The sequence below is a fragment of the Flavobacterium sp. genome, from assembly GCF_039916025.1.
Taxonomy (GTDB): domain Bacteria; phylum Bacteroidota; class Bacteroidia; order Flavobacteriales; family Flavobacteriaceae; genus Flavobacterium.
Genome location: NZ_JBDSMB010000131.1, coordinates 1 through 11406, shown reverse-complemented (window position 1 = coordinate 11406; position 11406 = coordinate 1). Strand labels below are relative to the sequence as shown.

At 36.6% G+C, this 11406-nt stretch carries 10 protein-coding genes; 6 read left to right on the top strand and 4 right to left on the bottom strand.

Annotated elements, in window-relative coordinates; all coding sequences use genetic code 11:
- Positions 1–88 precede the first annotated feature (88 nt).
- From ABIQ27_RS09490 to ABIQ27_RS09480, 3 genes are all read left to right on the top strand, one after another.
- Positions 89–1483 (top strand): OmpA family protein, encoded by a 1395-nt coding sequence (locus ABIQ27_RS09490; protein ID WP_348033643.1) that lies wholly within the window; start codon positions 89–91, stop codon positions 1481–1483.
- Positions 1484–1544: 61 nt separating this feature from the next.
- Positions 1545–4310, top strand: a complete 2766-nt coding sequence (locus tag ABIQ27_RS09485) for a PD-(D/E)XK nuclease family protein (protein ID WP_348033642.1) — start codon at positions 1545–1547, stop codon at positions 4308–4310.
- A gap of 36 nt (positions 4311–4346) precedes the next feature.
- Positions 4347–4760, top strand: coding sequence for a GxxExxY protein (locus ABIQ27_RS09480; RefSeq protein WP_348033641.1), 414 nt, complete (start codon positions 4347–4349; stop codon positions 4758–4760).
- A gap of 36 nt (positions 4761–4796) precedes the next feature.
- On the opposite strand, the gene ABIQ27_RS09475 is transcribed toward ABIQ27_RS09480, so the two are convergent.
- The 4 genes from ABIQ27_RS09475 to ABIQ27_RS09460 all read right to left on the bottom strand — a co-directional run bounded on the left by ABIQ27_RS09475 (position 4797) and on the right by ABIQ27_RS09460 (position 7990).
- Complete coding sequence (locus ABIQ27_RS09475) at positions 4797–5582, bottom strand: alpha/beta fold hydrolase (RefSeq protein ID WP_348033640.1); 786 nt, start codon at positions 5580–5582, stop codon at positions 4797–4799.
- Between the two features lie 107 nt (positions 5583–5689).
- Positions 5690–6982 (bottom strand): aminopeptidase P family protein, encoded by a 1293-nt coding sequence (locus ABIQ27_RS09470; RefSeq protein ID WP_348033639.1) that lies wholly within the window; start codon positions 6980–6982, stop codon positions 5690–5692.
- A gap of 100 nt (positions 6983–7082) precedes the next feature.
- Entirely contained in the window at positions 7083–7427 is a 345-nt protein-coding gene (locus ABIQ27_RS09465) for a DHCW motif cupin fold protein (RefSeq protein ID WP_348033638.1), read from the bottom strand.
- Positions 7427–7990 carry a Crp/Fnr family transcriptional regulator gene (locus ABIQ27_RS09460; RefSeq protein WP_348033637.1) on the bottom strand — a complete coding sequence of 188 codons (564 nt, stop codon included), beginning with the start codon at positions 7988–7990 and terminating at the stop codon, positions 7427–7429. The genes ABIQ27_RS09465 and ABIQ27_RS09460 overlap by 1 nt, the downstream gene beginning before the upstream one ends.
- Positions 7991–8096: 106 nt before the next feature.
- Here ABIQ27_RS09460 and ABIQ27_RS09455 point away from each other — a divergent pair, with 106 nt between their 5' ends.
- From ABIQ27_RS09455 to ABIQ27_RS09445, 3 genes are all read left to right on the top strand, one after another.
- Complete coding sequence (locus tag ABIQ27_RS09455) at positions 8097–8966, top strand: hypothetical protein (protein ID WP_348033636.1); 870 nt, start codon at positions 8097–8099, stop codon at positions 8964–8966.
- A gap of 113 nt (positions 8967–9079) precedes the next feature.
- Complete coding sequence (locus tag ABIQ27_RS09450; protein ID WP_348033635.1) at positions 9080–9745, top strand: succinate dehydrogenase cytochrome b subunit; 666 nt, start codon at positions 9080–9082, stop codon at positions 9743–9745.
- Between the two features lie 13 nt (positions 9746–9758).
- Positions 9759–11406 (top strand): fumarate reductase/succinate dehydrogenase flavoprotein subunit (locus ABIQ27_RS09445; RefSeq protein WP_348033634.1); only part of this gene is annotated, 1648 nt, incomplete at its 3' end.

Below are 11406 nucleotides of genomic sequence, written 5' to 3'. Positions count from 1 at the left end.
CACACTTTTTAACACTTTTATTTTTTAATTAGAATTATACGTGTTACTTTTGTTCATTATAATTATTATAATCTAATCAATTTTAAGTATGAAACATCTTAACAAATTATTCGTTGCTTTGGTAATGTTAGCTGGTCTCAGCTCACAAGCTCAAGACAGTAACAATCCTTGGGCGATCTCGTTTGGGGTTAACGCAGTAGATACTAGAGTAAGTGCTGCTTCTAAATTGGAAGACCAATTTTCTCAGTTCTTTAATGCTAAAGATAACTGGAACATTCTTCCATCTGTATCTTATTTAAACGTATCTAAATACGTAGGAAGTAATTTCTCTTTTGGAGTTACCGGATCTATTAACAAGATAACTAGATATGTAGTGCCACGAGTTGGTGAAGGTCCATACACAGTAGTTAATCCTGGAGATTTGAGTTATTATGCAGCAGATGCAGTAATCAACTATAGCTTAATGAGCTTAGTTAAATCTAAAACAATTGATCCTTCAATCCATATTGGTGGAGGTTATACTTGGATTGGTGATGAAATGCATGCTGGTACATTAAACGCAGGTTTAGGTTTAACTTATTGGTTTACTGAAATGATAGGTTTATCTTGGCGTTCTACATACAAACAATCTTTCGAAGATTTACGCGAGGATATGCCATCGCATATGCAACACTTTGCTGGTGTTACTTTCAAATTTGGAGGAAAAGATACAGACGGTGATGGAATCTATGATAAAGATGATGCTTGTCCATTGGTTGCTGGTTTAAAACAATTCAACGGATGTCCTGATACAGACGGTGATGGAATTACAGACGCTAGTGATGCTTGTCCAGATGTTGCTGGTCCAGCTGAGTTTAACGGATGTCCTGATACTGACGGTGATGGAATAGCTGATAAAGATGATGCTTGTCCAGATGTAGCTGGTTTAAAATCTTTAAATGGTTGTCCTGATTCTGATGGTGACGGAGTTACTGACAAATCAGACAAATGTCCAGATGTTGCTGGTCCAAAAGAAAACGCAGGTTGTCCTTGGCCAGACAGAGATGGAGATAAAGTTTTAGACAAAGATGACAAATGTCCAGATGTAGCTGGTACTGTTGCTAACAATGGTTGTCCAGAAGTTAGTGAAGAAGTTATCAAAAGATTAAATGACTATGCTAAAACTATCTTGTTTGATAGCGGTAAAGCTTCATTTAAACAACAAACTTACCCAGTATTACAAGCTATGGTTGCTATCTTGAAAGAGTATCCAAATTCTAACTTCTCTATTGAAGGTCACACAGATAGTGATGGTACAGATGCTTACAACCAAAAATTGTCTGAAGACAGAGCTGGTGCAGTTAAAAGCTACTTGATTGAAAGTGGTATTGCTGCAGACAGATTATCTTCAATTGGTTTCGGTGAATCTAAACCAATCGATACTAATAAAACGAAAGCTGGTAAAGCTAACAACAGAAGAACAGAAGTAAAATTAGTAAAATAATTTTCTCTAAATAATTTAAGAAACGCCTCGATTTATCGGGGCGTTTTTTTATTTTTATAGAATGTCAAAACCAACGTTTCTTTATCAGCTTGCTCAGGAAATTTTAAAATCCCAAAGCTTCGGAACCGATACCTTATCGGAGTTGACCATTATCCTTCCCAACAAAAGAGCCAAAGTCTTTTTGCTTGATGAATTAAAAAAATTGGTTTCCAATAATGTCTTTGCACCTGAAATAATCAGCATCGAAGATTTTATTCAGGATATTGCAGGAATTCGTTCGGTTGATAGTGTCGAATTGTTATTTGAGTTTTATGAAGTTTATCTTTCTCTAACCGAAAAAGACAAACAGGATTCCTTTGAAAACTTTGCCAATTGGGCAAAAACCTTACTTCAGGATTTTAATGAAATAGACCGCTATCTTTTAGACCCAAATAAGATTTTAAAATATCTTGAAGACATCAAGGAAATCGAACATTGGTCAGTTGACGTAGATAAAAGAACAGATTTGATAGAAAAGCATTTGCTTTTTTGGAAAAAACTGCCGGGCTATTACCATTCATTGTATCAGCATTTATTGAATAAAGGCATTGGTTATCAAGGATTAATTTATCGCGAAGCCGAAAAAAATCTAGATCATTTCTCTGAAAATAATAACGATAAACAATTTGTTTTTGCGGGTTTCAATGCACTAAACCAAGCCGAAGAAAAAATCATACAGCATCTTTTAGCGCTTGACGTTGCCAAAATCTATTGGGATATTGACGAAACTTTGCTTAACGATTCTTTTCATGACGCCGGATTATTTCAGCGAAAGTTTAAGTCGGAATGGATTTATTATAAAACACATCCATACGAATGGATTTCAAACGATTTTAAAGCCGAAAAGAACATTCATGTCATTGCCACTTCAAAATCCATTGGACAAGCTAAAATAGCGGGCAGTATCATCGAAAAACAAGCCGAGAAAGGAAATCTTCAGAATGTGGCGCTAGTGCTGGGAGAAGAAAGCTTGTTGCTGCCAATGTTGTATTCACTTCCGGCAAATGTTGATGCGCTGAATATCACTATGGGCTTTTCAAGCAAGAACAATCCAGCGCAATTACTGATTGCCAAATTGTTTAAACTTCACACCAATGCGATAACGAGAAATCCGTCAGCTTATGTGATGTATTACAAAGATGTGCTCGATGTTTTGACACATCCGCTTATCGAACCTTATGTAAATGCCAACGAATTGGTTTCGATAATCAATAAAAACAACTATTCTTTTATTACACATAAAAAACTCGAAGAGCTTTACGCCAAAAGCGATGAGTTGTTTTCACTATTGTTCCAAAAATGGGATTCAGGTTCTGTAACTGTTTTAGAAAACATTTCTCAAATTCTGCTGAAAATCAAAGGCAATCTGAGTTACGAAAACGAAGAAGAAAAGATTACAAATGCTTTTGTGTATTCGATTTTTAAAGTCATCAACAAAATGATTTCTTATTTCTCGGAACATGATTCGATAAACGACCTTAAAACATTACAGGCTATTTACAAGCAGGTAATTGATGTTGCCGAAGTTTCTTTTGAAGGCGAGCCTTTGAGCGGTTTGCAGGTTATGGGTGTTTTAGAAAGCCGCGTTTTGGACTTTGAAACGGTAATCATCACGTCGGTAAATGAAGGTAAATTTCCGGCAGGAAAAACGACAAATTCGTTTATTCCGTATGATGTAAAACTGCAGTATGGTTTGCCAACCTACAAAGAGAAAGACGCCATTTATACTTATCATTTCTATCATTTGTTGCAACGAGCGACAAACATTTATTTAATTTATAATTCCGATAGCCAGGGTTTTGATGCTGGCGAAAAAAGTCGTTTCATCACGCAGTTGGAAATCGAAAAGCAACCCAATCACAACCTGACATTTCAATATTATAATCCGGATGTACCTAATATTGCGCATCAACCGATTGTTGTTCCAAAAACAGAAAGCGTCATGGTTCGCTTACGCGAAATCGCAGATAAGGGATTTTCGCCATCGTCATTGACAACTTATATCCGCAATCCGATTCAGTTTTATTTTCAACGTGTTTTGCGTATTTCTGAAACCGATGAGGTTGAGGAAAACATTGCAGTGAATACTTTGGGAACCATTATTCACGGCACTTTGGAAGAATTATACAAACCAACTATTGGACGGCTTTTGACTATTGAAGATATCAAAAATTGTATTTCTAAAATAGACGATGAGGTTTTAAATCAATTCAAAAATGTCTATAAAGAAGGTGAAATCAAAAAAGGAAGAAACCTGTTGGCCTTTGAAGTCGCCAAGCGAAATGTGCTGAACTTTCTGAAAACAGAATTAGAGTCAATAGAAAAAGAAGGCGATGAAATTCAGATCATCTCTTTGGAAACTACTTATGAAAGAGTTTTAACAAATGCTCGTTTGCCTTTTCCAGTTTTGATAAAAGGAAACGTAGACCGAATCGAACTTCGCAACGGAAAGATTAGAATCGTTGATTATAAAACTGGGAAAGTTGACAAAAACAATGTTATTCTAAAAGACTGGAATGGCTTAACTGAAGACATTAAAAACGACAAAATAATTCAGGTTTTGGCGTATGCTTTTATGTATGAAGAACAAGCAAATAATCGGGATATGGAAGCGGGAATTATCTCTTTTAAAAATTTAAAAACTGGATTTTCACCATTCAAATTCAGACCCGAAAAAGACATTCCACAGTTTATTTCAGCCGAAATCATGGAAAGCTATTTGGAACAAATTGTGATTTTACTACAGGAAATTTTGAATGTTGATATTCCTTTTGAGGAGAAAATTTAACCACAAAAGAAACAAAAGTAAAAATAGAAAAGAAACATGGAATTGACAAAATCATATTTAAAAGATTTGACCTATCAAATAAATGGCGCTGCAATTGAAGTTCATAAATTTTTAGGGCCAGGATTATTGGAAAGTATTTATCACAAATGTCTTAAAAGAGAATTGGATTTTAGAGGCATTTCATATCAATCAGAATTACTTGTTCCAATTAATTTTAAAGGATTAGAGGTTGATACTAATCTGAGATGTTATTTTTTTGTTGAAAATTGTATTGTTTTAGAATTAAAATCAGTTGAGGCTCTTGCTCCAATACATCAAGCACAACTACTAACTTATATGAAGTTACTTCAAGCTCCAAAAGGAATTTTGTTTAATTTCAATTCTGTTAACCTATATAATGAAGGGCAACAAACATTAGCCAATGAATATTTCAAGGATTTAGAAGAGTAACCTTTTGTTTTCTTTTGTTTCTTTTGTGGTTAAAAATTATTTAATCTTCTTTAAAAAATCGACCAAAACTTTCTTCAGTTCTGTTTCGTTTTCAATGTGTGACATATGCCCGTCGGGGAAAGTCGTCAGTTCCACTTTGGTTCCTTCAATTTGGTCCACGTTTTCTTCGTAAATCAAAACACCATCTTTTTTTCCCAAAACCAACTGAATAGGATAAGGCGCAAAATGCAGCAGCACTTCACGGTCTTTTCTGATTTTCATGCCTTCGAGTGAAGCCACAATTCCCTGAAGCGGAGTTTTTAAAGCCTGGATTTTTACTTTCTCAATTTCTTTGGCTAATCGTTCACGGTTGTCTTCGCTAAATAAATTCGCAATCGACATCCGCACAAAGTTGGTGTAGTTTTGTTTTACCGCTTTAATGGCTCGGTCGCGATTGGTTTTTCGTTCTTGACTGTCAGCGCGCGCTGTCGAGTTTAAAAGAAACAAGCCTTTTATATAATCGGGATAAATTTCGGCGAAAGCCAAAGCCACATAACCGCCGAGTGAATGACCAACCAAAACTATCTTTCTGATTCGGAGTGAAATCAAAACAGCAAAAACCATATCAGCCTGGTCTTCCATTACGTGAACATAACCAAGACAATCTGTTTCGCCATGACCTAATAAATCGATAGTAATGACACGATGATTTTTAGTAAGTATGGAAATGTACTTATCCCACATGGTTTTGTTTTCCAAAAAACCGTGCAATAAAACAACAGCAGTTCCTTTACCTTCGTCGGTATAAGAGACTTTTGTGTTTTTGAAGATGAGTTGTTTCATGGAGTCAAAAATAAGGTTTAGCCACGAATACACGAATATTTGTTGATAAAAAAACGACCCACAAAAGTGAGCCGTCTTTATTCTTTTCTCTTTGTTCTTTTTTCTAACTAAGAATTCATTATCGATTCAATTTCCTCCACTTCAATTGGAATATTGCGCATCAGGTTGAAAGGTTCGCCTTTTTCTTGAATCACGACATCGTCTTCAATACGGATTCCAAAACCTTCCGCCGGAATATAAATTCCAGGTTCAACCGTGAAAACCATATTGGCTTTCATTGGTTCGTGCAGCAATCCATAATCGTGTGTGTCTAATCCCATATGATGTGATGTTCCATGCATGAAATATTTTTTATACGCCGGCCAATCCGGGTTTTCGTTTTGTACATCAGCTTTGTCAATCAATCCCAAACCAAGCAGTTCGGAAGTCATTACTTTACCAACTTCCACATGATATTGTTTCCAGAAATTACCAACAGTCAGCATTTTTGTAGCTTCGTTTTTAACACGCAAAACCGCATTATAAACCTGCTTTTGTCTGTCGGTAAACTTTCCTGAAACCGGAACCATTCGCGTCATATCACTGGAATAATTAGCGTATTCGGCACCAACATCAAGCAAAATCAAATCGCCCGCTTTACATTGCTGGTTGTTTTCGATATAATGCAACACATTGGCGTTGTTTCCCGAAGCAATGATTGGCGTATACGCAAAACCTTTGGAGCGATTTCTCAGGAATTCATGCGCAAATTCAGCTTCGATTTCATATTCAGCCACATTTGGTTTTACAAACTGCAACACTCTGCGGTATCCTTTTTCGGTAATATCACAGGCAGTTTGAATCAAATCAAGTTCTTCACTTTCTTTTATAGAACGGATACGTTGCAAAATTGGATTTGATTTTTCTACTTTGTGCGCAGGATAGTTTTCTTTCCACCATTTTACAAAACGCGCTTCACGGGTTTCGGTTTCAATCGCGGCACGATAATGCTCGTTGGTGTTGATATACATCGTTTCGGCGTAAGCCATAACTTCTTTCAACGTCTTATGGAAATCCTGAAGCCAAATCACCGATTTGATTCCGGAAACTTCAAAAGCTCGGTCTTTGGTTAGTTTTTCACCTTCCCAAATTGCAATGTGTTCGTTGGTTTCCTTAAGGAATAATATTTCTTTCAAATGCTCATAAGGTGCATCAGGGAAAAGCAGCAATACGCTTTCTTCCTGGTCAACGCCCGATAAATAAAATATATCTCTGTGTTGCTCAAACGGCAATGAGCTGTCAGCCGAAACTGGATAAATATCATTGGAATTAAAAACAGCAACGCTGTTGGGTTTCATTTGTGCCGTGAATTTTGCTCTGTTTTTAATGAACAAATCTCGGTCTATTTGGTGGTATTTCATTTTTTATGTGATTAGTAAATAGTAATTAGTGATTAGCCAAAAAGCAATAGTACAAAGCTAAGCAAACCAGTAAATCAAATGCTAGCCAAATGGCGTTATTTTATTTTTTAGCTAAAAAGTTGCCATCAATGATTAAAAGTTTAACACCATTCGAAGAAAATGAGCGATGTGAACTCAGTTCGTCGGAAACGATATACGTCATGCCTTTTGATAATTTAAAAATTTCACCGCTTTGCAATTCACTTTCAAATTCGCCTTCTAAACAATGAACAATATGACCTTTACTACACCAATGATCCGCCAGATAATTTTTAGAATATTCTACTATACGCATTCTGATTCCGTCAAATTGAAGCGTTTGCCAAAAAGCCGTTCCTGTTTCGCCAACATGCTCTGTTTTGGGAACGTTATCCCAGTTTATGGAAGTAAAATAGATGTTATTCATTAGTTGATGTTTTTTCTAATTCGACTCATATGCCGCGTTGAAATTCCGAGAAATGAAGCTAGATAATGCAAAGGCACTTCCTGCAATAATTTAGGTTCGGTGAGAAGTAGTTTTTTATAACGTTCTTCAGGAGTTAGTGTCAATAAATCAATGCGATAATCATCAATAAGGCAAATTTGTTTTTCGATTAAATCGTAATAAAACTTATGAAATGCCATATTGTTTTCAATCAGATTTTTAAAGGTTTTTAAATCTACAATCCACAATTCACAATCTACAATGGCTTTAATGCTTTTACGTGATGGTGTTTTGTTTAGAAAGCTATATAAAGAAGAAGTGAATGAATTTCGCAGTGCTAAATAAGTGGTTTTTTCTTCATCAAGAATATCAATAGCATGCTGCAAAATTCCGCTTTCAACAAAGCAAAAATAATTGCAGACTTCACCTTCTTTAACAAAAAACTCATTCTTTTTTAGATTCAGTTTCTGAAAAGACCTGATAATTTCTTCCTGGTTTTTTTCAGAATCTTTGGCAGTGGCAGTTTTAATAAATTGGGAAAACATTCTGATTGGATTTTGTACTCAAATGTAATAAAAATAGTTTTTTGCCGTTATCTGTAATAGAAATCGATTAAATTCGACACGAAATAAATCAACCAAATTGAATAAGATGAAAAAACCATATATCGTTTTGCTGCTGTTAATTACTATGGCTACTTTGTATTCCTGCAGTAGCGATTCAGGCAGTGAGCCTATGTTGATTGTCAAATTTCAATTCGATCCGAACCAGGCAAGACTCAACAATTTAGGACAACCTACAACGGTTGCTGCCGGAAATGCTGCGCAAACGCCGGTTTTTAATTTGATTTCTTCACATTATTTAGAATTGGCACCAAATGCTAATACACAACTTGGGCAAGGACAAATTCTATATCACGCTCCGGAAACCACTCTTGGCGGTAGCAATGCGATAGATTTTGATCAATCAAGAATTGTTACTCAGGGCGAAACCTTTCTGAAAATTCCTTTGAGTCAGGTTGCTGCCGGAAGTTATGAATGGATGCGTGTTTCGTTGTCATATCAAAATTATCAAATCAATGTACGCGCAGCAAATGGAAATGATTATGCCGGAACTTTAGCCAGTTTTGTTGGCTTCAACAACTATATAACTTCTTTTGATGTAGACAATACGACTTTTCCTGTAAACGCAAACAGAGCACAGGGATACTGGGCATTTGCTTTGAATGATTATCCATATTCTAGTTCAGGGCAAGCACCACCAGGCTCGACAACAGTGCCAAACCCAATTTCGACAACATCGCCAATACCTGCCGGTTCATGTGTTGTTACGGGAAGATTTGCCAGCAATTTAGTGATTGACGGTACCGAAACTAATGATGTAGTAATTACATTGACACTTTCTAACAACAACAGTTTTGAATGGCATGAAGTAAATGCTGATGGGAAATATGAGCCTTCTGCCAACGAGAATGTTGTTGACATGGGATTGCGTGGTTTGGTTCCCACTTACGTGAAGTAATCAACGACTTTCAGGTTCACTTTAAATTCATTATAAATTATAACGAAAAGGTTGTAGTTAATAGCAAATAGCCGTATTTTTGTGTGATTTTTTTAAATAAATTACACAATCTTATGGCAAAATCTTCCGTTTTGGGCTCGTCCATTGCAAAAAAAGTTGCTATGGCACTTTCCGGGCTTTTCTTAATTTCATTTTTAGCACTACACGTTTCCATCAATTTAACCTCAGTATTTAGTGAAGAAGTATTCAATGAATGTTCTGATTTCATGGGTTATAATCCATTAATTCAATACGTGATGCAGCCAATTTTAGCTTTTGGTGTTGTGTTTCACTTTGTAATGGGAATGGTGTTAGAGTATAGGAACAATGCTGCGAGACCAATCAGTTATGCCAAAAATAACGGTTCGGCAAACTCTTCGTGGGCATCGAGAAATATGATTATTTCAGGTTTGGTTGTATTAGCTTTCCTTGGATTGCACTTTTACGATTTCTGGTTTCCGGAAATAGCTTATAAATATGTTGAAGCAAATCCACAAGATCCAACGAGATACTATGGTGAATTGGTTCATAAATTCGAAAGTCCGGTTCGAACAGGTTTGTATTGCCTGGCTTTTGTGTTGTTATTTTTACACTTATGGCACGGTTTCAACTCTTCAATGCAATCGGTTGGATTTAATAATAAATTTTCGAGAGCACTTCATAAACTAGGATATGCATTTGCAATAGTAGTCCCATTCGGATTCATTTTTATTGCATTGTTTCATTATTTTAATCATTAATTTCAAGTCATAGATGAAACTAGATTCAAAAATACCAGAAGGTCCAATCTCGGACAAATGGACCGATTATAAAGATCATTTAAAATTAGTTGCGCCTAATAACCGACCGAAAATTGATGTAATTGTGGTTGGAACCGGTTTGGCCGGAGCTTCTGCTGCAGCTTCATTGGGAGAAATGGGATATAATGTTAAAGCATTCTGTTTCCAGGATTCACCAAGAAGAGCACATTCAATCGCTGCTCAAGGTGGAATCAATGCAGCAAAGAATTACCAAAATGATGGTGACAGTACTTACAGATTATTTTACGATACGATAAAAGGAGGCGATTACAGAGCACGTGAGGCGAACGTTCACCGTTTAGCTGAAGTATCTGCCAATATCATTGACCAATGTGTGGCTCAGGGTGTTCCTTTTGCCCGTGATTATGGCGGAATGTTGGATAACCGTTCCTTTGGTGGAACCCAATTACAACGTACATTTTATGCCGCGGGACAAACAGGACAACAATTGCTGCTTGGAGCTTATTCGGCTTTATCAAGACAAATCGGATTAGGAAGAGTACAACAATTCAACCGTCACGAAATGCTTGACTTAGTTAAAGTTGACGGAAAAGCACGCGGAATAATTGCACGTAATTTGATTACAGGAGAATTGGAAAGACATTCGGCTCACGCTGTTGTCATTGCTACCGGTGGATATGGAAATGTTTATTTCCTTTCTACAAATGCGATGGGAAGCAATGTTACAGCTGGTTGGAAAATCCACAAAAAAGGCGCGTTGTTCGCAAATCCTTGTTTTGTTCAGATTCACCCAACGTGTATTCCGGTTCACGGAGTCAACCAATCAAAACTTACTTTGATGTCGGAATCATTGCGTAACTCAGGTAGAATTTGGGTACCAAAAAAGAAAGAAGATGCAGAAGCAATTCGGGCAGGTCAATTAAAACCAACACAAATTACGGAAGATAACAGAGATTATTTCTTAGAAAGAAGATATCCTGCTTTTGGAAACTTAGTGCCACGTGATGTAGCATCAAGAGCTGCAAAAGAACGTTGCGACGAAGGATTTGGAATTGAAGCGAATGACACCAATGAAGGCGTTTATTTAGATTTCTCTACCGAAATTCAAAGCAAAGGAAAGCAAACAGCTTACGCAAAAGGGAATCATAATCCAACAGCTGATGAAGTTACCAAATTAGGAAAACAATGGCTGGAAGAAAAATATGGTAACCTTTTCGCGATGTATGAAAAGATCACCGATGAGAATCCATACGAAACTCCAATGAAAATCTATCCTGCGGTTCACTATACTATGGGTGGCGTTTGGGTTGATTATAATTTGCAGTCAACAATTCCAGGTTGTTTCGTTGCCGGAGAAGCTAATTTTTCTGACCACGGAGCAAACAGACTTGGAGCTTCGGCTTTGATGCAGGGATTGGCTGATGGTTATTTTGTATTGCCATACACGGTTTCAAACTATTTAGCAGACGAAATCAGAACCGGAAAAATTTCAACTGATTTACCTGAATTCGCAGAAGCAGAAAACAGCGTAAAAGAAACAATCAATAAATTCCTGAACAACAACGGTTCTAAAACGGTTGACCATTTCCACAAAAGACTTGGTTTGATTATGTGGAACAAAGTTGGAATGGGAAGAAATG

Coding starts and splice junctions, on each gene's coding strand:
- ABIQ27_RS09475 (WP_348033640.1), bottom strand. CDS start 5,582: ATGAAACAACTCATCTTCAAAAACACAAAAGTCTCTTATACCGACGAA.
- ABIQ27_RS09465 (WP_348033638.1), bottom strand. CDS start 7,427: ATGAATAACATCTATTTTACTTCCATAAACTGGGATAACGTTCCCAAA.
- ABIQ27_RS09455 (WP_348033636.1), top strand. CDS start 8,097: ATGAAAAAACCATATATCGTTTTGCTGCTGTTAATTACTATGGCTACT.
- ABIQ27_RS09480 (WP_348033641.1), top strand. CDS start 4,347: ATGGAATTGACAAAATCATATTTAAAAGATTTGACCTATCAAATAAAT.
- ABIQ27_RS09470 (WP_348033639.1), bottom strand. CDS start 6,982: ATGAAATACCACCAAATAGACCGAGATTTGTTCATTAAAAACAGAGCA.
- ABIQ27_RS09485 (WP_348033642.1), top strand. CDS start 1,545: ATGTCAAAACCAACGTTTCTTTATCAGCTTGCTCAGGAAATTTTAAAA.
- ABIQ27_RS09460 (WP_348033637.1), bottom strand. CDS start 7,990: ATGTTTTCCCAATTTATTAAAACTGCCACTGCCAAAGATTCTGAAAAA.
- ABIQ27_RS09490 (WP_348033643.1), top strand. CDS start 89: ATGAAACATCTTAACAAATTATTCGTTGCTTTGGTAATGTTAGCTGGT.
- ABIQ27_RS09450 (WP_348033635.1), top strand. CDS start 9,080: ATGGCAAAATCTTCCGTTTTGGGCTCGTCCATTGCAAAAAAAGTTGCT.